Genomic DNA, 22,819 nt, shown 5'->3' with positions numbered 1-22,819 from the left:
CTCTTTAAGTGCATGACAATCGAGTTGTCCTTATCAATGTTTCTGAGAAACATCATAACATTTTTTTTGCTGTGTTGCAATTATTTTTTTAAATCTGCTAATACAATCTTTAGCGCTTCTAATGCCTCGACATCATGATCTAAAATACCATTATCAAAAACATTTTGTAGTGCAGCAATTTGATTTTTTGTAAGTGCCATTTTTATTATTCTCCTGTTTGCTTAATCATTTAATTCTACTCAAAAAATATAATCATACTACTTAGTTTGAAACTAATGCTAACTTTCTATCCCAGAGCTACCATCTGAAATATTGACGTGTCTTGGCCGTGATCCGTCTGCTGGTCCAATGTAACCGCCTGCTTCCAAATCATCAATTAATCGAGCGGCTCGATTATAACCAATCCTGAAACGACGTTGTAACAGTGATGTTGAGGCTTTTTGTTGTTCAATAACAAATTGCAAAGCTTCTTGGAATAACTCATCATCACTATTTCCATCAGCATTTTCCGAATTATCTTGAGCAATCTCTTCATCTGTAACAGTCATTGCATCGGAATACTGAACCTCTTGTTGTGACTTAACAAATTCAACAATATTAGTCACATCAGTGTTACTAATAAATGCACCTTGAACACGTTGTGTCGGCTTACCGGGCGGTGCAAAAATCATATCCCCTTTTCCGAGCAGCTTCTCAGCACCATTACTGTCCAGAATAGTGCGTGAATCAATTCCAGAAGCTGTTCTAAAAGCAATTCTACCAGGAATATTACTTTTTATAGTACCGTTAATCACTTTAACGTCAGGTCGCTGTGTGGCCAAAATCATGTGAATACCGGCTGCACGAGCTTTAGCACCAAGGCGCGCGATAGAAACTTCAATTTCATTACCCACCGTACTCATTAGGTCAGCGAATTCATCTACAATAGCAACAATATATGGCATTGGTTGCATAATTGGCTGATCTGTTTCCTTAGCTTCAGCATTCTGCTTTTCAACCGCCGCATTATATTCACCAATATTACGTTTTCCAAATTGAGCTAAAAGCTTGTAACGATTTTCCATCTCGTCAACAACTTTTTGCAAAGACTTCGCTGCTTTACGGGGCTCCGAAACAACTGGTGTCAGCAAGTGTGGTATCCCGTTATAAATAGATAACTCAACAACTTTTGGATCAACCATCATTAATTTAACTTCATTAGGTTTTGCACGCAAAAGGATAGATACAATAATACCATTAAGCCCTACTGATTTTCCAGATCCAGTAGATCCAGCAATAAGCAAATGAGGCATAGCCGATAAGTCTGCCATGATAATATTTCCTGTTACATCTCGGCCAAGTGGCACATTGAGTGGATTATCATCAAATGGCGCATTCTCAATCATGTCTCGGAATCCAACAGTTGCCTGAGTATCATTAGGAACCTCTATACCAACATAGGGTTTACCGGGGATTGGCGCCTCAATTCGTATTGATTTTGCAGCTAATGCCAATGCTAAATCATCCGATAGATTAGCAATTCGATTTACTTTAACGCCTTGCCCTGGTTTCAACTCATATTGAGTTACCGTAGGTCCTAATGAGACACTGGTCACTTCCGCCTCAACACCAAAGCTTTGCAGCGTATCATGGACAAGACGCGATTTGTCGGTTAAACCTTTAAACTCTTTTGTTTGGTCTGTAGGCGCTAATTGCGTTAATAGGTCAGCAGTTGGTAACTGGTAATCCGGATTTTCTTTTTCCAACATATCTGTAGAAACTTCGCTATCACTAACAGAAGTCTTTTCGGCCTGATCTTTGGAAGACTTTTTTGTTGGTTGAGGCGCTATAGGACCATTCCATTTAATTTCAGGCTCATTGAAATTTTCATGAACACTAGGTGGATTGACGTCTTTTTCTATTTTTGGGAGAACATCGGTTGACAAACTATCATCTCGGCTCACACCTAATGGATCATCTCCATAATCAGTAATATCTTTCTTGTGTCTATCACGTTTGAAAAGCGATTGTCGGGTTGGCTTTTCATTAGCTCGTTTTTCCTGAATATGAGTAACCCCTTCATGAGCTTTTTCAACACCTTGCTGAACAATGTCACGAGCTGGAATACGGAAAAAGATTGCAATACCACTGAATAATAAGATTATTGTTACAATCCACGTGCCAATGCTAGACATTAACATAAACAGTAGATGATATAATGCCGCGCCGATTATACCACCGCCAACCGGTGTGTTTGCTGATTGATTGACAAAATCTTGACCAATTAACCGCACCACTTCGCCAACATATCCATCTGCATTTTTTAGTGTGTATTCAAAAAATAACAATGATGAAATTGTCTCAATAGCAATGAACATCATAAAAGCGCCAACCCAAAAATGAGTTGCTATTTTAGGTGTTTTTCGAGTAATAAAATAGTACCCTAAAAATAATGTCATAGGTATTAAAATCACAAGATACATGTTTCCAAAGAAAAAACGGAAAATGTCAGCAATAAATACCCCTAATATGCCAAGCTTAAATATACCTAGTATACCTAAGACAATACCACCCAAGAAGCATAGGTTTTGAACTAAAGGGTTCTTTTTTTTACTATTTTTACCACGTGTTGTACGCCGTCTTTGTGTAGTCTTTCTTGTCGCCAAAGTTCCACCTCTTAGTCAGTTCATTCTAACACTTTATTTTATCATTTTTGAAACTCGAACAAATGTTCACATCAAATTCTTAAGCTTTGCTTAACTCTATTTCAAAAATTTAATTTTTAAACACAAAAAAACGCAACCAGAGTTGCGCTTTTTAGTAGCTCGTGAGAGAATCGAACTCTCGATTCCGCCGTGAAAGGGCAGCGTCTTAGCCACTTGACCAACGAGCCATGGTCAATAGTTGTTCATTGTAACGAAACAACTATATTAGTTTATCAGGGAAATTTATATCTGTCAACTGTTTATTTCAGTTTGTCTTGCTCGTATGTGTGAGTTGTTTCTAAATTTGAAAAAGATTGCTGGCGCAATGCTTCATAAAGCACAATTGCGACAGTATTCGATAAATTCAACGAACGAACATGTGAATCATCCTGTGGGATACGAATAGCCTTCTCCGGATTTTGACGCATAAATACTTCTGGTAGCCCTGTGGTTTCTTTTCCAAATAAGAAGTAATTGTCAGTATCATTTTGTGCGTAATTAGGCTGTGTGTAGTCTTGGTTAGCAAATTTAGAAACCAAGTATAAGTTGTCTGTTTCTGCTAAAGTGTCTAGAAAATCAGGCAAGCTTGGGTGTTTCACCAACTTTACATGATCCCAATAATCTAACCCGGCACGTTTAACGTGTTTGTCATCAAGTTCAAACCCCAACGGTTCAATTAAATGTAAGACTGCATCAGTTCCAGCAGTCGTACGAGCAATATTTCCCGTATTAGCAGGCATTAAAGGTTCAAATAAAACAATATGATTCGTCATTTTTCAGCTACTTCCTCTACTTCAAATAAATCTGAGTTTGCACGCCACCAATCATAGATGTGTGTAACAAACACTTTAGCTACAGCATATGATGGCACCGCTAACACAATACCTAATACACCAAAAATATGTCCACTGCTCAATAACACAACGATAACAGTAACAGGGTGAATTGATAACGCCTCCCCGAGAATTTTTGGTGAAATAACATGTGCTTCAATCGGTTGTTCAATAGCTAGTACGATAATAGCTAATATTAGCATTTTTGGGCCACCAGCAATCAAAGCAACTGTGAAAACTGGCACTTGTGCAATAATTGATCCAACATACGGGATTAAGTTAAAGAAGCCTGCCATCAGCGCTAATAAAATACCGTACGGCAAACCAATAATGGTATACCCTATGGAAAACATAATCATTACAGCGAGTGCAACACCAAGTTGTCCACGAATATATTGAGCGATTTGCTTACTAATTTCCGTTAATAAGTAGCGTACTGATAGTTGTGAGTTATTTGGAAACTTACTAGAAACAAATGACGAAAATTTGTGTCCATCTAACAGCATATAATAAAGAATAAACGGCGTCGAAACAATTGTCACACCAATTGATGTAAGGATTGATGCAAACGAACTGATGCCTGCAACCCCGCTTGTCAAATATTTTTTGCTCCAATCTAATACATTTTGATTAAGATCAGAATTCGTATGATTCAAATAATCTCTGATAAACTTAAATTGTTCACTGGCAAAGGTCTCATTAATAAAAGCTTCGCTGGTTTTCCAGTAATTTGGCCAGTTATCGATAAATTGAATGACTTGATTGCGCAATACCATGACAATAGCAGCAATGGCTACTCCAATGATAGCTAATAAGACAATCAAGACCACACCAATCGATAAGTTTCTTGGTAAATGCACATATTTTTCCAGAAGACCGACAATCGGACTCAGCAAATAATACAGCACACCGCTTATCATTATAGGTGCACCGACAGCCGTAAATAATGCACGAATTGGTTCAAACAAAAAACGTACTTGCCAAGCCAAAAAAATGATTAGCAAAACTAATAAAATTACAATCAGACCATTTAACAAGTCATTGCCAGAAAACCAACGACTATACCATGACTGTTGCTCTGGTTTTTTCATAAAAACGCCCCTTCTCATGCTATACAATTGTAATTATTTTACCATAGAATTGCGAATGGCTGTTACTTTGCAATATTTTTACGATGATGTGATAATTAAATAAGGCTAAAAATTATATTTGTGTAAATGCTTACATACAAGTATAATTAAAACAGACATTCAAAGGAGCTACTATATAATGGCAGTCTATAAAATTCTATTTGGTACGTATACAAAGCGCGTTTCAAAAGGTATATATGAAGCTGAGCTTGATACAGAGAAAAAATTATTACAAAACTCCACATTCGTTGGGGGTTTGACAAATCCAACTTATTTGGCAATATCAAAAGCCAACAAAGTCTACGCGGTTGAGAATCGTGATGGTCAAGGTGGTGTTGTTACATTTGATAATTCCGTTCGACCCCTTGCTGAGATTGATGCACAATTAAGTGAAGGCTCAGCACCGGCATATATTGGTGTTGATGAAGATCGTCAACTTGTTTATGCAGGTTATTATCACCGTGGAACTGTTGAAGTTTACCGAATTAATGATGATGGTAATTTGACGTTAACCGATACTTGGCAAAATAAAGGGTCAGGTCCACGTCCTGAACAAGGATCTTCACATATTCACTTTAGCAATTTAACTCCTGACAACCGTTTAGTTGCAGTTGATCTGGGTACAGATGAAGTTATTACTTTTGACGTATCAGACAATGGCAAGTTAGCTGAAGCCGCTCGTTTCAAAGCAGAAGATGGCTTTGGACCTCGTCATATTCGATTTTCGCCAGATGGTCAATATGCTTACCTCCTCGGCGAATTATCAAGTCTACTCAGTGTTTTGAAATACAACAGTGAAGATGGTTCTTTTGAACACGTACAGACAGCACCAACTATACCATCAGATTGGACAGCACATAACGGAGCTGCTGCAATCCGTATCAGTAAAGACGGTCGCTTCATATATGTTTCAAATCGTGGTAATAACTCAGTCGCAGTCTTCAAAACAACTAATCTCGGATCTGAAATTGAACGTATTCAATTAATCAGTACTGAAGGTGAGTTCCCAAGAGACATGAATTGGGATGAATCTGAACAATTCTTGGTGGTTGCTAATCAAGATACCGACAATGTATCATTGTACGCTCGTGATGACGAGTCCGGCGAATTATCACTACTCCAAAAAGACTTCACAGTTCCAGAAGGTGTTCGTGTATTATTTGAATAACAAAAAAGGATGCATCATTGACAGATGCGTCCTTTTTTATTTGCATTAAAATAACTTATCGTGAACTACGATTCATACGTTTTTCGGCGTAACCCAATGAGCGACTAATTCCAAACGTCAAAACGAAGTAAATCAGTGATGCAATAACTAATGGGAAAAATGGTTTGAAACTAGCTCCTTGAACGACACCAGTTTGGAACATCAATTCACCAACACCAATAACAGAAACAACCGAACCTTCTTTGATAATTGTCACAAATTCATTACCTAGAGCAGGTAAAATGTTTTTTACCGCTTGTGGTAATATGACATATCGCATTGTCTTGCCTTTTGACAAGCCAAGTGAGCGCGAAGCCTCCGTTTGTCCAAAGTCAACAGAGTTGATTCCTGAACGAATGATTTCAGCAACATAAGCAGCTGAATTAAGTCCCATTGCAAGAGCACCAGCAGCAAAAGCTGATAAATTCAAGCCTATTACTTGCGTACCGAAAAATACCATAAACGCTTGTACTAGCAACGGTGTGCCACGGACATACTCAACATAAACATTACCAATAATTCTTAAAATGGCGTTGGGAGACAACTTGAATAAGGCAAAGACTGTTCCAAGCACAATACCCAAAACTACCGCCACTGCAGCTAAGGCAAGCGTCAACAATGTTCCCTTAACAAACAAATTACCATACTTAGCCCAGAAGCTTTGATCGGCAAACATTAGCTTATTAGCTCTTTTTTGATAAGCTTCCAATTCACCTGATTTAATGATGTTACCAAGTGACTTGTTAATTTTGGCTTTTAGGACTGGAGAATTTTTAGGCATTGCGATTGAAACTGCCCCTTCTCCAGAAGAAGGCTTTGGATAAATGATTTTAAAGGCTTTATTTTGTTGTGTGTAAGCTTTAGATATTGGTTCATTAAGCACGATTCCAGCAATTTTACCAGTAGATAATTGTGCAACCAAATCAGGAACTTTTTGAAGACTGACTATTGTTGATCCACTCATACTTTCTTGAGCATAAGTTTCTTGGGTAGTTTGTTTTTGTACACCAATTTTCTTACCAGAAAAAGAGTTTAGGTTGCCACTATATTTAGAGGCATCTTTTTTCAAAACCATTACAGTCTGCAAAGGCTTCATATATGAATTTGAAAAATCAACTACCTTTTCTCGTTCTGGTGTGGCATTGATACCCGAAATAATGACATCAATTTTACCAGTTTGCAAGGCGCCGATTAAACCATCAAATCCCATTTCCTTAATAACAGGCTTAACACCAAGATCCTTAGCAATTTTTTTAGCCATCTCAACATCAAAACCAACAATTTGGTCACGTCCGTTGACCGTAGCATGGAACTCAAATGGTGCATAATCTGCTGACAGACCAATTACTAACGTACCCTTTTTCTTGATTTTAGTTAGGGCCGGATCCGTAGTCGCAGCATCAGCATGAGTTGGCAAAACTGCTAACAATGGCAGTAACATTGTAATCGTCATTATCACGATTGATATTTTTTTTAATATACTATTCATTTAATTTCTCCTCATGTGAAACAACATTACTAATTTTACCTTGATTTGAATTTTTATACAATAAAAAAACGTAGATATACAAAATATATTGAATAACTAAATTTTTTATACAAAAAAACTCGCCGAAGCGAGTCTACCTGTTACAAGTATCTATAGGCCATGTTTTGTTCCAGTGTAATGCAGGTAACATTACACCTTCGGTAATCATCTATCTAAGTTCGTTCAAACGAACCATACCGACCATCGCTTCATTTCACTAGGCCAGCCGCCCCTACCAAAAGTTTGGGTTGCCCGTTTGTGGGGTTTACCTCGTCTCAAATACTAGCTTTCACTAGCATATACGTTTCTATGGCACCTTCGAGCCTATTCAGACATAGCCTAAGCCTTAGCCCTTTCGACTGCCGTAACATCACTGTTCCTGGGTTTATTTTTTATCCCAGCACAAACACTACACCCATCTCAGAGTGTACGAGCATGGACCTTCCTCACGTTAGAAATATAACGCGCAATTACCCGATACTTGCAAAAATTATTATCTTTTTATTTATTCAGCACTATTATGATCGCGACCAAACACCACACGCTCCAAATTAGCAACACGCTTAATCAAATCTAAGTTAGTTACTGCCGCTTGCTGTGCGACTGCTGCTTGTCTTTGATCCTCAACTGGTTGAGGTTGAGAAGCAGTTTGAACTGGTTGTTGCGGTGCAACACTTTGTTGCTGTTTAACAGCAACTAGTTGATCTTGGGCATCTTTCAAAGCGACTTGTAAACGAGCCACTTCACTTTTTAGTTGTTCAACTCGGCTACCAAATGCACCATAGTCTTTAATAATATCATCTAGAAAGCTGTCAACATCAGCAGGATCATAACCGACCCCCATACGTTTTTGCTTAAAGACGCGTTCCAAAATGTCTTTTTGCGTGTATTTTACTTGTTCCACAAGCTATACCTCGATTATTTTTTTACTTATCCTATGTTACCAATAATTCTAATGAATTACAAGGCATTTTTAATACTAATAATCGTAACGATTTTCATTCATTTTTTCTTCAAGTTCCGATGCATACTCTTGTAACTGATACATGTCCACTTGGACAAGAGGATACGGCGTTTGCGTTTGATACTTTGTCACAACTTGAAAATCAAATATTGTCTTCCCTTCAAATTCCGTATCATAAAAGAACAATGCGCCATCTGTGTGCGCTAACATGAATTTCTGGTAATTTTTTAGTTGAATAGGCGATTGAAAGGGTTTAGTCGATACGCTCTCAGAAAAATCGCTCTGTGCAATCAATTTCTGCAATTTAGCTTGATTATCCTCACTCCATTGACTGCCAAACTGTTTAAAAGGCAACATTACAGCCAATTTAAGTTGCGGATAGTCTTTCTTCATATCAGCAACAACTTCAATTGTCCATTGCTCAATGCCTAGCTGGGCACCTGTGATAACCCATTCCAACCCATTATCAACTTGTTCTTTTAGCGTTTGATGTAATGCATACTTGATAACTTTAATTTTAGGATCTTTGTCACCGAATGTTCCTAATTCATAACTTCGGTAACCCGTTACCCAAAGTCGCATAATATTCTCCTCTATAAGAAAAGGTCTTGCTATGAAAGCAAGACCGAGAAACTCTAAATTAATTGTTGCCAGTTGTAGAACCAGTTGAAGCAGAGTTTGCACTAATTCCTGCTTCAGATGGAGTTTCCCCAGATTGCGCAATGGAATTCACACTCGGCAGTCCACCGTTACTCCAAGAAGCATCTTTGACTTCATATTCAACGATATTTCCCTTCACTTTAGCAGTAACTGTATCTGGTGCGGTCCAATCGGTATTTGACTTATTTTGCATAGCATAAGCCATCACTTTGGCATAATACTGCGCCGGTAAATCTTGCTCTGTCCAAGGAATGTAATTTTTACTAGGAACATCAAATCCAGTCCATACAGAGAGCGTATACGATTTTGTATAGCCGGTAAACCAAGCATCCGATATCGCTTTATCAGGCATCCCAGCATTATCATCATAGGCTACTAGCCCTGACTTACCAGCCTGATATAACCCAGAAATTGCGGCATCTGCTGCGGTTGCATTAGGCTTGATAACACCCTTCATCATATCAGTTAACATGAAGGCTGTACTGGTCTTCATAGCACGTGTGCCACTTGATGTGTAGCTATGGGTTGTGCCATCTGCAGTGACAATTTTAGAAATATAAGTTGGCTTGTAATAGACACCACCATTAGCAACAGCACCAAACGCTGCTGCCTCCTGTTCGGTTGAAACATCGATTCCAATGGCCATTGAACCACCCGGTGTTGAGTTCGTCGTAATGCCTAGTCCATTAACAAACTTCTCGGCATTTGAACCACCAACCTCTTCTAAGGTTCTGATTGCAGGAATATTTCGCGATTGCGTTAAGGCCGTACGCATGGTAATGTTTCCCATGTATTTTTTATCCCAGTTGTAAACACTTATGTTTGTACCGTTATATTTGTATTTTTTATCTTCAACTGTTCGATAAGTTGGCCAGTTAAGGTATTCAATTGCTGGCCCATAATCTAGTAATGGTTTAATTGATGAACCAGATGAACGGTTCTTGCCGGTTGCTCGGTTAAGTGCCTGCAAGGTATTAACATTACGTCCGCCAATTTGGGCTATAACGTGACCATTATTTGGATCTGTCATTGTTGCACCAATTTGTAAGTCATCACTAGAAAAAGTAACAGAACCATCATTGGCATTATCATAAAGGGATTGTTGTAAATTAGAATCCATATTAGTATAGATTTTCAAACCGGCTTTTGTTGTATCATAACCTAGCTTTTTGGCTTCCGTTATTACTGATAAAGCGTACCCATCAGCAACTTGACGAGTGCTATTAGCCGCCTCTGTTTTGGCATTTAAATCTTGTAAGCCATCGCTGACAGGCACTTTCATTGCTTCTGTCGCTTGCTTTGACGTAATCGCACCATAAGTAACCATAGCTTTCAAAACTGTGTCACGACGCTCTTTTGCAGCCGTGGTGTCCTTTAAGTAGGGATCATAATAAGTTGGTGATTGTGGCATACCAGCAAGCAAAGCCAATTGTGGCAAAGAAAGATCAGTTAACGCTTTACCATAAAAATATTCTGAAGCTGTTTTCATTCCGTAAACGCCGTGTCCCATGTACACTTTGTTCATATAAAACGTCAAAATTTGATTTTTAGTAAAATTCTTCTCCACACGTAAGGCTAACCATGCTTCTTGCGCCTTACGTTTAAATGTTTGGTCAGACGTTGATGTACTAAAGACGGACAATTTAACTAATTGTTGCGTCAGAGTAGATCCGCCCTGCATCCCCAGAGAAGAACCCTTAATATTGGAAATTGCAGCTCCGGCAATACGTATTGGGTCTACACCATGATGTTTGTAAAAACGTCGATCTTCAATAGAAACAACAGCTTGCTTTAATTGTTTGGGTATTTCATTGGAATTAGCATAATCACGATCTTGAGTGGCCATGCTCCAAAAGACATTCCCCTTAGAATCTAAGAGCTGTGTAGAGTTTTCCGAAGCTAAATCCGACTCTGTAATATTGGGTGCATCATTCGCATAAGTGAAGAACAAGGCTGTTCCCGCAAGCCCAGCAATCAGACCAAGAGTAAATAACCATAAGAATATGGCTAATATCCAACGACGCTTCTTTTTAGTTTTTCTTGGTTTTCTGGACCCACTACCCTTTGGACCATTTGGTTTTGGCGGACGTGGTGGTTCTTGTGCAGGGTATTGGTCGTACATCTTATGATTACGATTTACACGCGACCATTGATTCGCTTTGTCATTTGCCATACTATTGAAAACTCCTAAAATTTAATGTAATGCTTCAAGCATTTTATCCACAGCTGTGAGATAATCCAAACTCGGATTTAAACTTTCAGGCACAACAAAACTCTTATCAACTATTTCTTGATAAGAAATCGACTGTTTGCCATTCAAATGTTGCCACTGTTGTATTAATTCGCTAGCAGGATAGACATAATTCTCATTTAAACTCGTAAATTTGATGATAACAAACCCGATACCACCTTGGGACAAAATACTTGCTAAATGAGAAATTTGATGTTCATGGAAATTTTTCAAAGGGAATGACGTTTTATTTTTTGTTTCCTTTGCATCAAAGTCAATATACTTTCCTTGATAAACACCATTATAATCAGTTGTAGAGGCTTGTTTAAAATAAGCTTCTGTAATTTTGGCAGCAGAGCGAGCAGGATAGTCAACTTTTACTATGGTTATTGGTGTAGGCTTTTTATGAACTACTGCCAAACGATTAGCAAGATAATAGTCATTTGCAAGATTAATTTCATCTTCCAAACCCATACCTCGCTTACCAAATAATACCTTTTTAGTTGTTTTACCGGTACGCAATGTGTTATTTTTTAACGTCTTACCGTGATGAGTACCGACTGGATAATTAATTGTCATCGCAACTCTCAATATTTTCTGTAAAATATATATTTTTTATTTTACCATAAAAAAGAACTTAACCATAATTAGGTTAAGCAATGTCAATGCTTGTGTGTTGCAAGTCATTCAAAAACCGTCCAACTAAAGAGTTAGTCGGACGGTTTTACTTATTATTTTTTCAACTTTTCCACGCCATCTTTGACGGCATCAACTGCATCTTCAGCAGAATCCTTAACGGCTTCGGCAGCATCAGATAACTTGTCTTTCGCCTTACCAAAAAGTCCCTGTGCTTTACCTTGTGCTTCGCGACTCTTGTCACCGGTAACTTTGCCTTCAACTTCTTTTGCTTTACCAGCAACCTTGTCCTGAGCATTATCAAACTTATCTTCAACTGACATATAATGTCCTCCTTGAACTTTATTTGATGTCACATATATAGTATAACTTAAATGTAAGCGCTTGTAAACAACTTACAGTAAAGTTACATTGTATATTTAACAGCTGATCTTCCATCATAGAGAAAACAATTAGTCATTTAATTTATAGTTAATCCTCGTTAAATATTCAAATTACATAATAATGTCACATGCCATCCACTCGTTTCTGTGGGTGGTTTGTCTATGTCAATATTTATTCTCAAAATCGAGTGTGTACGCCTTTTCCAGAATTTGATATAATTTTTACTAAGCTCATTAAGGAGTCATCATGACAATTATTTTTCTTTACACTTTTATTTTATTCGTAACACTCTGTTTAATTACTTTTTTATTCGTTGGAATTATAATTCGCAGCCGCGGAACAATCATTATCACCTCTTTTGGTATTGTTATTCAAACAATACTGTTTTGTTTTTTTCGTTTCTTTATGTTCACATAAATTATCTATAATCTATTTGTTTGACCAATATTCTTATTGCAGTCTTTTTGCTATTTCAGACGCAATAACTGTATAAAAGTCGATATTCCATTGGATTTTTCTCAGGCCATCTGTGATAAAATAGCAGTAGCAAAAACATCGGAGAATATGATAGTGCCCTTTTCATTGTTATTTGTTCTGACCCTTCTATTAACTGCATTGTTAATCGCTGGACTAATCCTTCATAATCGTTATATGATCATCACAGCTGTTGTAGGGATTGTAGTGCAAATTATTGTGCTCATTTATTTGTGTTTCATATTTATTCCATCACTATAAAAATAGTCACATTGAGCCAAACGTTACAATTTGTTTGATAAGCGGTCTATTTGAATAAAGATAATTGCTGTGATAACATGAACGGTAGTAGTCGTGCCTTATGTTTTGCATTTAATTTCAAGCAATCACGATCAAAATTAGGGAGAATATTTTATGAAAAAAGTGTCAGTTTTTGTTTTAATGATTTCACTCATACTTATGTTTGCGTCTTTGATTAGTTGGATTATGAGCCAACCAACTTTTGCTATTATTGCCTCTAACTTAGGCTTGCTTATTTTAGCGATTTCATATCTTTGGGAAAACCGCAATAATTTCTTGAAATAAAAAGTCCTTCTGGACGTACATATTAATTAAATAAAGACAGATAATTTGTCGAAAAAAAATAAACCTCATTTGAGGTTTATTTTTTTGGAGATTATTCCCATTCAACTGTTGCAGGTGGCTTGGCCGTAATATCATACACCACGCGGTTAATATGACCAACTTCATTGACAATACGAGCTGATATTTTTTGCAATAATTCCCATGGCATACGTGCAAAATCAGCTGTCATACCATCGACAGAAGTAATAGCACGAATTGCTATCGTGTAATCGTAAGTACGGTAATCACCCATGACACCAACTGAACGGACACCAGTCAATACCGTAAAGTATTGCCATATGTCTCCTTCTAGACCAGCTTTGGCGATTTCATCACGCAAAATCCAATCAGAGTCACGTACGATTTCTAACTTATCTTCAGTGATGTCTCCTAGGATACGAATCCCTAATCCGGGCCCAGGGGAATGGTTGACGCCAAACCATTTCGTGTGGCATATTCAACTTTTCACCTAATTCACGAACCTCATCCTTAAATAATGTGTTAAGTGGCTCAATTAGCTGGAATTGCATATCCTCTGGCAAGCCACCAACGTTATGATGTGACTTGATAGTTTGTGCCGTATCGGTACCAGATTCAATAACATCAGTATATAGCGTACCCTGTGCTAAGAATTCAATGCCATCTAACTTTTTAGCCTCATCATTGAAAACTTGGATAAACTCATTTCCAATAATCTTTCGCTTTTGTTCAGGATCTGAAACACCGGCCAATTTATCCAAAAAACGTTCTTGGGCATCAACTTTAATGATGTTTAATCCAAACTTGCCACCCAACATTGTCATCACCTGATCTGCTTCGTTTTTACGGAGCAAGCCATGATCCACAAATATAGATGTCAATTGGTCACCAATCGCGCGGTGCAACAAAACACCAACAACGGATGAATCAACACCACCTGATAGTCCAAGCAATACCTTTTTATCGCCTACAATTTCGCGAATTTTTTGAATTTGTTCATCAATAAATCCACTCATGTCCCAGTTAGATTCTGCTTCAGCAATATTTTTAACAAAATTCGTTAAAATTTGCTTACCATTTTCTGACAAGGTCGTTTCTGCGTGGAACTGAACCCCATACAAACGACGTTCTTCGTTAGCAATAGCAGCAATTGGCGTTTTATCTGAGCCACCAATCACTTTAAATCCTTCAGGTAATTCAATGACATTATCTGAATGGCTCATCAAAACAGTTTGTGATACTGGTGTATCAGCTAATAATCGCCCAGCAGACTCAGTTTGTTGTAGGACAGTTTGTCCAAATTCGCCATTGCCTGGATTAGCTTCAACTTTACCGCCTAATTCTTGTGCCATTAGTTGCATACCGTAGCATACACCTAAAACTGGAATATCTAAATTGAATATTTCGCTATCAATGGTAAACGCATTTTCCTCATAAACCGACTTAGGACCACCAGACAAGATGATGGCCTTGGGATTATAGGACTTGATTTCTTCGGCAGTCATATTACGTGACTTAAGTTCTGAAAACACACCCATTTCACGTATACGTCGTGTGATTAATTGATTATATTGGCTTCCATAGTCTAAAACTAAGACTTTATCAAGTTTGTCAACCATTGCTTATCCTTTCGCGTAGTTAGGCGCTTGTTTAGTAATTTCAACATCATGTGGATGTGATTCACGCAAACCGTTATCTGTTATTTGAACAATCTTAGCATTCAATTTTAGGCTTTCAATTGTTTGTGACCCCGTGTAACCCATTCCGGCGCGCAAGCCACCGTCAGTTTGGAAGATTGCATCATCAATTGACATATCTCCTTCTTTAAACGAACCGTCAGATTCCAGTACTGATCCTTTTAACAGATCTGATACCATTGTCGCATCTGCCCCTGCTGCAATCGCTTTAACAATGTCACCCGAATAATGAATACCACCAACAGCAATGACTGATTTGTTGTCATATGCAGCTGCCACATCTGCAATATTCATTGTGACTGTTAAGAATGGGTATGTAATGTCGTTTGGTAGTGATGAGTCAACTGAACGTCCTGCAAGTATTGTATCTGCTCCTGCTTCATATAAAGCAGCAGCAATGCTTTGATCTTCAACGACACCAACAGCGATGAACAAATCTGGATGTGCTTGTCGTATTTGCTTAATAAGATCACGCGTATTCTTGGCTAGCGTTTCATGCAAATAAAAGAATATAGCATCCGCTCCTGCATTAACCAATGCAGCAACACGAGTTTCTGCACCAGCCACTAACCACACTTCAGCTGCTACACGTAAATGATTCTGTGAATCAACTAAAGCATTAGGATATTTGTCAGTATCAACGACTGTCTCCTTAACTTGTTGCAAACTGGCTACTTGTTTTGATAAATCTTCTTGCTCAGCAACAACGCCTAACCCACCATTCAAAGCAGTTGGCGCAACACGTGTATCTGTTTCCGGACCAAAAGCCTCTGAAACAAGCGGAATATTTAATTCAAAATTTTCTGACAATTGTGTACGCAAGGTAACACTATATGGTAAAACATTTGAGGCTCCTGGTACTAACAAAACTTGATCGTAGCCAAGACCTATGAACTCTGTATTTTCAGGCATGATTTTCTCCAAAGATGATTGAACTATTATTTGCAATGATAATTAGAATTGGGCAGCAACAACAGGCTTTTGCTTATCCGTCGCTGCTTCGAAATCAAATACTTCGCTATCACGTGCGATATGCTCATGATTAACTAAGTCATCAATCGTCGTTTCTCCTAATTGTGCCATTTTTTTATGAATATCTACTAACATAGCATTTAAAATGGTTGTCAAATCGCCTTTATATGTAACACGAGCTTCAATACCTTCTGGTACCATCTTTTTAGCTTCGTTCACTTCACCTTGGAAGTAACGATCCTTTGATCCATTTTCCATCGCAGCAATTGAACCCATACCTCGATATGTTTTGTACTTTTGACCATTGTCCTCAAACACTTCGCCGGGTGTTTCCTCCGTCCCAGAAAACATTGATCCAAGCATAACCGCATTTCCACCAGCTGATATTGCTTTAACAATATCTAATGACGTTTTAACACCGCCATCAGCAATAATCTTCTTGCCACGTGCAGCCGCTTCAAGGGCGGCATCACGAATAGCAGAAACTTGTGGTACACCAATACCAGCAACCACACGTGTGGTACAAATTGATCCAGGGCCAATTCCAATTTTAACAACATCAGCGCCCGCATCGTATAATGCAGCTGCACCTTCTCGAGTTGCAATATTACCAGCAATAATATTTAAATTAGGGAAAGTCGACCTCACCTCAGATACCTTGCGGAGAACGCCCTCAGAATGTCCATGTGCGGAATCCAGCACAATTGCATCAGCTCCTGCTTCAACCATAGCTTGCACACGATCTACAGTGTCATTCGTTACACCAACGGCACCAGCAACAAGCAGATGTCCTTTAGCATCAACAGCCGCATTAGGAAAGTCTGCTGAGTCAAACGTTGCCGTTTTAACCTTGCGAACTTCATCAGCCTGTGCACTAATTGTCATATTTTTATGAATGACACCAAGGCCACCTAACTTAGCTAAAGCTGTGGCAAAGCGTGCTTCTGTCACTGTATCCATCGCAGCTGATAGTAATGGAATATTAAGCTTCAAAGTAGGTGTTAAGCTTGTGGTCACCGAAACAGATTCAGGTGTCACAGTTGACTGTAAGTCGTCAACTAACTTGACGTCTTCAAATGTTAATCCCATTGGGACAAACTTGTTTGTTGAACTAAACTTCTGCATAAGATCCTCCAAAATAAACATGCATTCTACCTTTGTCGTATAAACAAATAAACAATTGAACCCATCCCCAGTAGGTATTGCAATTTGTTTTTAACACGAACTTCACCGGTAGTTTATATAATTTAATCAGGCCTTTTTGTTAACACAATTGTTAACGGATCCGCCATCATCTTTAAACACAAAAAAAGCATCTGGGACACAGAGATCCACAAATGCTTTTGAATCGTCAAAAACATTTGCGGATAGTCACGACTTTTGGGGCGTGGTAGAAACTGTTGGCCGTTTTCCAACGATATATCTGCAAATAACTTCTTTAGTTGTTGTTATCATATTACCCGCTTTTATGAGAAAAAGCAACCGTTAGTTAGGCAGGAAAAAACCATCTGACTTGACTTAAAATTTTCCTAGAAATATGTAATTTACAACTAATTAAACACTCAATAACTTATAAAAAAAGCACCTGATTTTTTTTATTTACAATCAGTTGCTCTTTTCTTCATATATTTATTTATCAATATTTTTTTTGCTATCTTGCTTGTAGTCATCAATTGTATCTTTAACGGCTTCCTCTGCTGCATCCTTGATATCAGTTACAGCGTCTTTTGCCTTACCGAAAATGTTTTGGGTTTTACCTTGTAATTCCCGTTGTTTGTCACCAGTAACTTTCCCCTCAACTTCCTTTGCTTTTCCAGCAATCTTGTCCTTGGCATTATCAAATTTTTCTTCAACTGTCATCGTACATGTTCTCCTTGAGGTTTATTCAATGTTACAAATCAATCATATCGTAGTACATAATGTTTGTAAATTATTTTGATTCTAATAATGGGTCCATTTACCTCAAAAAGTGCAAAACAAAAAGCCACACGGGGGTGAGTGGCTTTCGCAAAAGTTCAAGTTTTCTCATTGAAGATCAACCAAACTATATTATTAATTATAAGTTCTCTAAAAGCAGGTTACAAGCCAAAACGATAGTCAATAAAACAAGGATTGTTCAAAAGAAAAGGCACCTGCTACGGCGCTTAAATAATGCAATGCTGACAAACAGATAAATGAAATTGTAAGTTACAATTATCTAATCATGGAAGAAATGTGTAGTAACTGTCAGTAATTACAATAGTAAAATGAGCTTACTTAAAGTAACTCATGAATTAATTATACCATATAAAAGTAATGATTACTATTTATTTAAAAATAAAATAAAAAGCACTTATCCCTCTTGATGGATTAGTGCTCATACTACAATTAGTCTCTTGCTTTGATGCACCAAATCACTTAATTGAGCCGGCGAAAGATGGCAAAAAATTCGGTGAAATCGTTTCAACGCGTACATTCAATCCAGGCTTTGGTGCGGCAATATACTGATTATTGCCAATATAAATAGCCACATGGTATGAAGCGCCTGGCGTACCCCAAAATAGTAAGTCACCTGGTTGAGCTTGAGAAACCGACTTCTTTTGAGTGTACATTTCTTGTTCAACGGACGAGTGTGGTAATGAGATGCCGGCAGCATTTTTGAAAACATAACTCACTAATCCAGAGCAATCAAACCCAGTTGAAGGCGTTCCTCCACCCCAAACATAAGGAATATTTTGTGCTACCAATTGTTGCGCTAGCGCAATAATTGCGGCAGAATTTCCAGACATAGATTGTGTTGTATTAGAATTTACTATTTGACTGACAGACCCAGTAGAAAGATTGACTAAACTACCATTGCTGTTCGTAGTTGAAGATAGCTGATTATACTGTTGTCCAGCACTCGAATCGGAACTTGAAACAGCAGCTGCACCGTAAGAACTATTGATGTTGGCTGAAGCATCTGCTGCAGTTGAATCTGAAGAACTCGTATAAGCTGTGGCGTCACTTGCAGCACTTGCAGCTATTGTCTCACTACTTTGCAAACTAGTATTGCCTGATGTGTTTTGCGTTTCTGACACTACATCTGCCGTGCTAGACGTTGTTAAAGAGGTGGCCTCCGTCGCTGAACTTGTTTCTTCATCTGATCCGCTCGAGACTGACGAACTCTCTGTCACTGAACTTGATGGCGCTGATTCTCCACTTGACACACTAGAATCTGCGGTGCTTGCCAACGTTGATTCTTCACTTGATGGAGTCGAAGATACTGAGCTTTCAGCTGCTGAGCTCGAGGCCAACGAATCTTGACTGGAAGTACTAGAAGTGACTGAAGATTCCGTTGATTCTACGTTACCAGCTGCTGACACCTCTGAAACAGGTGCGCTAGCGGCAGTTTGCAACGAGTCAGCGTAGGAATCAGTACTTTTATTAATGTCTGTTGGTGATTGATCAGCCACTGTTGTTTGTGTATCGGCGCCAACACTAGTTGGCAAGTTTAATGTTTGCCCTACTGATATCAAATCAGAATTATTATTCTCACTCACGAGATCATCTACATTCAAATTATGATTATGAGCAATCGACCAAAGAGAATCTCCAGCCTTTACTTTATATGATGTTAATTTAGTAGTGGCTTTTTGGGAAACTTTTTTCTCAGCTGGTGTCTCAATATGAGCTACTTTATCTTTTGGTATTGTTAGACTCTTTTGAGTGAGATTAACCGTTTTGTTATCAATTAGTCCAGCAGCTTCGGCAACAGAATTAACAGCCTTGTTGACAGTGCTTTTAACATCATCAGCATGGGCGATACCCGAGCCAACGCCTACTAGACCTAATAAACTCAGTCCTGAAGCTACTACTTTTTTATCCAGTCGTTCCATATTTCCCTACCTTTCCACTCTAAACACCACAATCAGTGTTATTTTTTACTCTCAATGTTTAAATTTTTCTTAACATTTTAATTCTATCATGAAATTGTTAAAAAAACATAAGGAATGCACTATTGTTACTAACTTGAAATTTTATTTCTACAAAAAAACAGGGTGAATAAAATACCCCGTTTTTAATCGTTTGTAATAAAATTATTGATCACTTTTTAAGACACCACCAACCGCATAATGGTCTTTTGGCATTTCGCGTAAAATAACGTGAACGGCTTCTCGTGATGCGCCTGCGTCCTCAACAATAACATTGGTAATGTCTTTCACCATTTTGGCAAGTTGTTCGTGAGTACGACCTTCAAGCAATTCGACTTGTACTATTGGCATAAGTATTCTCCTTCTATTTCCTATATTTTACTTTTTATCGTCTAAATTTTCAAGTTGCTCTTCTAGCCGTTGTTCAGCTTCAATCTGCGCCTCGACGGTTTCAACTTTTGGAACAGCGACCGCCCGCTTCATCTGCAGCTGACGGTCAGCATCAAGAAACTCCCCTGAAACACTAACTGTGTTCATTAAATTGATAAACGCTTTTGGATCAGCACGATGGACGACCTCTTGCATTTCAAATAATTCGTAACGGGAAAGAACCATCATTAATGTTGTCGAATCACGTTTGGTATAGGCGCCTTTCGATGGTAAAATGGTAATTCCTCGGATTAGGTCTTTGTGCAACTCTGCAACGACTTCATCACCTTTGGAGGTCACAATCATTGCCGTCAACTTCTGATAACCAGTATATAGCGTATCAACAACACGACCGGTTGCATAAATACCAATGATTGTGAATAAGGCATTTTGCCAGCCTATAAATGAACCAGCAATAACAACAACACCGAAATTAATCACATTCATCAGTGCACCAATCGATTTTCCGGTTCGCTTTTGAACAACCATCGCGACAATATCCATACCACCTGTTGAAAAACCATATCTCATGGCTAGGCCGATCGAAGCACCAATTAATAAGCCACCAAATAAGGCTGCTAACAGCGGATTCGTAGTTAGGGCTTGTGTTGGCGCAATAATTTGAACAGCAGATACGAATAGTGAATTAGCAAAGCTCAATATTGTAAATTTGCCACCAATCATTTTCCAACCAACAATTCCAACTGGAATGTTGAATATCATAATAAATGTTCCAGTAGGCATGCTAACGTGGAAAAAGTTTTGGGAGAACAAAGATAATAGCTGCGCAATACCGTTAAATCCACCTGAGAAAACATTATTAGGAATTAAAAAAGCGTTTAATCCAACTACTTGTACAACTGAACTAGCAAAAAAGATGAGTATCGTAAGTAGTACTTTTCGCCAGTTAATTTTAATATTTTTCATCGCCCAACACTCCACAAAATTCAAATTACATCATTCTTTATCATAACAAAAAAAGTCACGAATATGTTCGTGACTTTTTGTTTTGCTCAATTATATTAACCTTTACGCATTTTACATTTTTTCTAAACGATCAATACGTTCTTCAATTGGTGGATGCGTATCAAACAAACGCTCCTTGTTCTTCAAAGGATTACTAATATACAATGCAGCTGATGAAGAATCCACATCCTTCATCGGCTGTGCGTTACCTAATTTTCGTAATGCTGAAATCAATCCTTGTGGGTTTCTCGTTAGCTCCGCACTACCAGCATCAGCAAGATATTCACGGTTACGTGAAATCGCCATTTGAATTGCTGCAGCAGCCAACGGTGCTAAAACCATCATTAAAATCGAAAATACTAACAACAGTATTTGTAAACCACCACCACCATTACGATCATCATTCCGTCGCCTATCACCACTGCCCCAAAACCACCAATTACCACCAATATTAGTTAATAGTGTGATAGCAGCGGCTAAGGCTAAAGCAATAGTTGAAATTCGTATGTCGTAGTTGCGCACATGGCTCATTTCGTGAGCGATAACACCCTCTAACTCGCTTCGGTTCATAATCTTCAGTAGCCCAGTAGTGGCGGCAACTGCCGAATGCTCAGGATTATTTCCGGTAGCAAAAGCATTAGGACTATCGTCATCAATAATAAATACCCGTGGCATCGGTACTTGAGCAACCATCGCCATGTCCTCGACTGTGTGCCACAGTTCTGGAGCTTGGTCAGCATTTTTGATTTCGTGACCATGGTTCATCGCCATGACTACATTAGTTGAATTACTAACCATAATAATTGTGTAAATAGCACCAATAACTATGGCCGCAACTACGCCAGTTTCTAAGGAATTAAGCAATAGGTAACCTACTGCAGCTCCGACTAAGGCTACCAAAATAAAAAATACAAATAATAATACAATGGTGCGCCGTTTATTTGATTGTATTTGTTGGTACAACATTAGAACTTAACCGTAGGGACTTCTTTCTCAGCTTCTGGGACTTGCAAAAATTCACTAGGTTCAAAATGATGAATTCCCGCAACAATATTACTTGGAAATTGTTGTAACTTCGTATTGTAAAGTGCTGTTGTTGAATTAAACAACTGACGTGAATAGGCAATCTTGTTTTCCGTGTTTGTTAGTTCTTCTTGCAACTTTGTAAAGTTTGTATTAGCTTTCAAATCAGGATATGCTTCAGCACGGGCAAAGAATCCAGATAAAACACCAGTCAATTGGTTTGAGGCAACCATTTTATCAGCCGGCGTTGCGGCCCGTTCCACCTCTTGACGGAGTTTCGTTACTTCTTCTAACGTACCGCTTTCATGCTTAGCGTACCCCTTAACAGTTTCCACTAAATTTGGAATCAAATCATTACGACGCTTTAATTGAACGTCAATCTGGCTCCAAGATTCTTTTGTTTGCATGCGTGTTTTTACAAGCGAGTTGTAAATGCTAACCCAAGCAACAGCGATAATTACAACGATCGCAATTATAATCAATATTGTCATAATGTTTCCTCTTTC

General features: G+C 38.3%; 19 protein-coding genes, 1 tRNA gene, 1 other RNA gene, 1 pseudogene, 1 riboswitch and 1 other annotated feature (1 of these 24 running past the window's edge). Of the genes and pseudogenes, 2 read left to right on the top strand and 20 right to left on the bottom strand.

Translation table 11 applies throughout. From position 1 onward, the window contains the following. Positions 1 to 46, bottom strand: a binding site (T-box leader); it reaches 172 nt to the left of the window's first position. Between the two features lie 232 nt (positions 47 to 278). The 4 genes from LEUM_RS03220 to LEUM_RS03205 all read right to left on the bottom strand — a co-directional run bounded on the left by LEUM_RS03220 (position 279) and on the right by LEUM_RS03205 (position 4,608). Continuing rightward, entirely contained in the window at positions 279 to 2,645 is a 2,367-nt protein-coding gene (locus LEUM_RS03220; RefSeq protein WP_011679464.1) for an FtsK/SpoIIIE family DNA translocase, read from the bottom strand. A gap of 155 nt (positions 2,646 to 2,800) precedes the next feature. Continuing rightward, positions 2,801 to 2,872: transfer RNA gene (locus tag LEUM_RS03215), tRNA-Glu, on the bottom strand. A gap of 72 nt (positions 2,873 to 2,944) precedes the next feature. After that, positions 2,945 to 3,457 (bottom strand): tRNA (cytidine(34)-2'-O)-methyltransferase, encoded by a 513-nt coding sequence (locus LEUM_RS03210; protein WP_011679463.1) that lies wholly within the window; start codon positions 3,455 to 3,457, stop codon positions 2,945 to 2,947. Next, complete coding sequence (locus LEUM_RS03205) at positions 3,454 to 4,608, bottom strand: AI-2E family transporter (RefSeq protein ID WP_011679462.1); 1,155 nt, start codon at positions 4,606 to 4,608, stop codon at positions 3,454 to 3,456. The genes LEUM_RS03210 and LEUM_RS03205 overlap by 4 nt, the downstream gene beginning before the upstream one ends. A 178-nt stretch (positions 4,609 to 4,786) precedes the next feature. Between LEUM_RS03205 and LEUM_RS03200 the strand changes: the two genes are divergently transcribed. After that, positions 4,787 to 5,815 (top strand): lactonase family protein, encoded by a 1,029-nt coding sequence (locus tag LEUM_RS03200; protein ID WP_011679461.1) that lies wholly within the window; start codon positions 4,787 to 4,789, stop codon positions 5,813 to 5,815. Between the two features lie 55 nt (positions 5,816 to 5,870). Here LEUM_RS03200 and LEUM_RS03195 read toward each other — a convergent pair whose 3' ends face one another. The 7 genes from LEUM_RS03195 to LEUM_RS03170 form a co-directional block, all read right to left on the bottom strand. Next, positions 5,871 to 7,343, bottom strand: a complete 1,473-nt coding sequence (locus tag LEUM_RS03195; RefSeq protein ID WP_011679460.1) for an ABC transporter substrate-binding protein/permease — start codon at positions 7,341 to 7,343, stop codon at positions 5,871 to 5,873. 148 nt (positions 7,344 to 7,491) lie between these two features. Next, positions 7,492 to 7,864, bottom strand: an RNA gene (gene rnpB / locus LEUM_RS10385) — RNase P RNA component class B. 23 nt (positions 7,865 to 7,887) lie between these two features. Continuing rightward, complete coding sequence (locus LEUM_RS03190; RefSeq protein ID WP_004164370.1) at positions 7,888 to 8,286, bottom strand: DivIVA domain-containing protein; 399 nt, start codon at positions 8,284 to 8,286, stop codon at positions 7,888 to 7,890. Positions 8,287 to 8,361: 75 nt separating this feature from the next. After that, entirely contained in the window at positions 8,362 to 8,928 is a 567-nt protein-coding gene (locus LEUM_RS03185; RefSeq protein ID WP_011679459.1) for an SLOG family protein, read from the bottom strand. Positions 8,929 to 8,986: 58 nt separating this feature from the next. Further along, positions 8,987 to 11,179, bottom strand: a complete 2,193-nt coding sequence (locus LEUM_RS03180) for a transglycosylase domain-containing protein (protein ID WP_011679458.1) — start codon at positions 11,177 to 11,179, stop codon at positions 8,987 to 8,989. Positions 11,180 to 11,200: 21 nt separating this feature from the next. Further along, the gene (recU, locus tag LEUM_RS03175; RefSeq protein ID WP_011679457.1) at positions 11,201 to 11,815 is read right to left on the bottom strand and encodes a Holliday junction resolvase RecU; all 615 of its coding nucleotides are present in this window, start codon (positions 11,813 to 11,815) and stop codon (positions 11,201 to 11,203) included. A gap of 152 nt (positions 11,816 to 11,967) precedes the next feature. Further along, entirely contained in the window at positions 11,968 to 12,195 is a 228-nt protein-coding gene (locus LEUM_RS03170) for a CsbD family protein (protein WP_004164379.1), read from the bottom strand. Between the two features lie 949 nt (positions 12,196 to 13,144). Here LEUM_RS03170 and LEUM_RS10675 point away from each other — a divergent pair. Then, on the top strand, positions 13,145 to 13,315 hold the full coding sequence (locus LEUM_RS10675) for a hypothetical protein (protein WP_011679456.1): 171 nt from the start codon (positions 13,145 to 13,147) through the stop codon (positions 13,313 to 13,315). 91 nt (positions 13,316 to 13,406) lie between these two features. Here LEUM_RS10675 and guaA read toward each other — a convergent pair. From guaA to LEUM_RS03120, 9 genes and pseudogenes are all read right to left on the bottom strand, one after another. Beyond that, positions 13,407 to 14,952: pseudogene (gene guaA, locus LEUM_RS03165) on the bottom strand (glutamine-hydrolyzing GMP synthase). Positions 14,953 to 14,955: 3 nt separating this feature from the next. Then, positions 14,956 to 15,942 (bottom strand): IMP dehydrogenase, encoded by a 987-nt coding sequence (locus LEUM_RS03160; protein WP_011679455.1) that lies wholly within the window; start codon positions 15,940 to 15,942, stop codon positions 14,956 to 14,958. Positions 15,943 to 15,984: 42 nt separating this feature from the next. Then, positions 15,985 to 17,127, bottom strand: coding sequence for an IMP dehydrogenase (gene guaB / locus LEUM_RS03155; protein WP_011679454.1), 1,143 nt, complete (start codon positions 17,125 to 17,127; stop codon positions 15,985 to 15,987). 223 nt (positions 17,128 to 17,350) lie between these two features. After that, positions 17,351 to 17,447, bottom strand: a riboswitch (purine riboswitch). A gap of 184 nt (positions 17,448 to 17,631) precedes the next feature. Continuing rightward, complete coding sequence (locus LEUM_RS03145) at positions 17,632 to 17,862, bottom strand: CsbD family protein (protein ID WP_011679453.1); 231 nt, start codon at positions 17,860 to 17,862, stop codon at positions 17,632 to 17,634. Between the two features lie 533 nt (positions 17,863 to 18,395). After that, positions 18,396 to 19,859 (bottom strand): NlpC/P60 family protein, encoded by a 1,464-nt coding sequence (locus tag LEUM_RS03140; RefSeq protein WP_011679452.1) that lies wholly within the window; start codon positions 19,857 to 19,859, stop codon positions 18,396 to 18,398. 201 nt (positions 19,860 to 20,060) lie between these two features. Further along, positions 20,061 to 20,246 (bottom strand): 2-hydroxymuconate tautomerase, encoded by a 186-nt coding sequence (locus tag LEUM_RS03135; RefSeq protein ID WP_004164395.1) that lies wholly within the window; start codon positions 20,244 to 20,246, stop codon positions 20,061 to 20,063. Positions 20,247 to 20,273: 27 nt separating this feature from the next. Continuing rightward, positions 20,274 to 21,251 (bottom strand): YitT family protein, encoded by a 978-nt coding sequence (locus LEUM_RS03130; protein ID WP_011679451.1) that lies wholly within the window; start codon positions 21,249 to 21,251, stop codon positions 20,274 to 20,276. Between the two features lie 111 nt (positions 21,252 to 21,362). Continuing rightward, a complete protein-coding gene (gene htpX, locus LEUM_RS03125; RefSeq protein ID WP_011679450.1) occupies positions 21,363 to 22,256 on the bottom strand; it encodes a zinc metalloprotease HtpX in 894 nt (297 codons plus the stop codon). After that, entirely contained in the window at positions 22,256 to 22,804 is a 549-nt protein-coding gene (locus LEUM_RS03120) for a LemA family protein (RefSeq protein WP_011679449.1), read from the bottom strand. The genes htpX and LEUM_RS03120 overlap by 1 nt, the downstream gene beginning before the upstream one ends. Positions 22,805 to 22,819 lie beyond the last annotated feature (15 nt).

It is taken from the genome of Leuconostoc mesenteroides subsp. mesenteroides ATCC 8293, assembly GCF_000014445.1.
GTDB classification, from domain to species: domain Bacteria; phylum Bacillota; class Bacilli; order Lactobacillales; family Lactobacillaceae; genus Leuconostoc; species Leuconostoc mesenteroides.
Note: the sequence above shows the minus strand (reverse complement) of the source record. Positions and strands in the feature narration are given on the sequence as shown.

Excerpts from the sequence above, each read along its gene's own strand:
- LEUM_RS03180 (WP_011679458.1), bottom strand. The coding sequence starts at position 11,179 with ATGGCAAATGACAAAGCGAATCAATGGTCGCGTGTAAATCGTAATCAT.
- LEUM_RS03130 (WP_011679451.1), bottom strand. The coding sequence starts at position 21,251 with ATGAAAAATATTAAAATTAACTGGCGAAAAGTACTACTTACGATACTC.
- LEUM_RS03195 (WP_011679460.1), bottom strand. The coding sequence starts at position 7,343 with ATGAATAGTATATTAAAAAAAATATCAATCGTGATAATGACGATTACA.
- htpX (WP_011679450.1), bottom strand. The coding sequence starts at position 22,256 with ATGTTGTACCAACAAATACAATCAAATAAACGGCGCACCATTGTATTA.
- LEUM_RS03205 (WP_011679462.1), bottom strand. The coding sequence starts at position 4,608 with ATGAAAAAACCAGAGCAACAGTCATGGTATAGTCGTTGGTTTTCTGGC.
- LEUM_RS03170 (WP_004164379.1), bottom strand. The coding sequence starts at position 12,195 with ATGTCAGTTGAAGATAAGTTTGATAATGCTCAGGACAAGGTTGCTGGT.
- LEUM_RS03135 (WP_004164395.1), bottom strand. The coding sequence starts at position 20,246 with ATGCCAATAGTACAAGTCGAATTGCTTGAAGGTCGTACTCACGAACAA.
- LEUM_RS03200 (WP_011679461.1), top strand. The coding sequence starts at position 4,787 with ATGGCAGTCTATAAAATTCTATTTGGTACGTATACAAAGCGCGTTTCA.
- LEUM_RS03145 (WP_011679453.1), bottom strand. The coding sequence starts at position 17,862 with ATGACAGTTGAAGAAAAATTTGATAATGCCAAGGACAAGATTGCTGGA.
- LEUM_RS10675 (WP_011679456.1), top strand. The coding sequence starts at position 13,145 with ATGAAAAAAGTGTCAGTTTTTGTTTTAATGATTTCACTCATACTTATG.
- LEUM_RS03185 (WP_011679459.1), bottom strand. The coding sequence starts at position 8,928 with ATGCGACTTTGGGTAACGGGTTACCGAAGTTATGAATTAGGAACATTC.
- LEUM_RS03140 (WP_011679452.1), bottom strand. The coding sequence starts at position 19,859 with ATGGAACGACTGGATAAAAAAGTAGTAGCTTCAGGACTGAGTTTATTA.
- guaB (WP_011679454.1), bottom strand. The coding sequence starts at position 17,127 with ATGCAGAAGTTTAGTTCAACAAACAAGTTTGTCCCAATGGGATTAACA.
- LEUM_RS03120 (WP_011679449.1), bottom strand. The coding sequence starts at position 22,804 with ATGACAATATTGATTATAATTGCGATCGTTGTAATTATCGCTGTTGCT.
- recU (WP_011679457.1), bottom strand. The coding sequence starts at position 11,815 with ATGACAATTAATTATCCAGTCGGTACTCATCACGGTAAGACGTTAAAA.
- LEUM_RS03160 (WP_011679455.1), bottom strand. The coding sequence starts at position 15,942 with ATGCCTGAAAATACAGAGTTCATAGGTCTTGGCTACGATCAAGTTTTG.
- LEUM_RS03210 (WP_011679463.1), bottom strand. The coding sequence starts at position 3,457 with ATGACGAATCATATTGTTTTATTTGAACCTTTAATGCCTGCTAATACG.